We start from the raw sequence: 308 nt of genomic DNA, 5'->3' as shown, positions 1-308 counted from the left end.
AGGATGGAGATGGTTGTATCACTACCAAGGAGCTTGGGACAGTGATGAGGTCACTGGGGCAAAACCCAACCGAGGCAGAGCTCCAGGACATGATAAACGAGGTGGATGCTGATGGTAATGGAACTATTGACTTTCCCGAGTTTCTAAATCTCATGGCCAGGAAAATGAAAGATACCGACTCGGAGGAGGAACTGAAAGAAGCATTCAGAGTGTTTGACAAGGATCAGAATGGGTTCATCTCCGCTGCTGAACTGCGTCATGTTATGACAAACCTGGGGGAAAAACTGACTGACGAGGAAGTTGATGAG

At 47.7% G+C, this 308-nt stretch carries 1 protein-coding gene; it reads left to right on the top strand.

The annotated features are described in order from the left end of the window. A partial coding sequence (locus tag C6N31_RS47330; RefSeq protein ID WP_198359699.1) for an EF-hand domain-containing protein occupies positions 1-308 on the top strand: 308 nt, incomplete at both ends.

It is taken from the genome of Streptomyces fildesensis (genome assembly GCF_016107395.1).
GTDB classification, from domain to species: Bacteria; Actinomycetota; Actinomycetes; order Streptomycetales; family Streptomycetaceae; genus Actinacidiphila; species Actinacidiphila fildesensis.
Note: the sequence above shows the minus strand (reverse complement) of the source record. Positions and strands in the feature narration are given on the sequence as shown.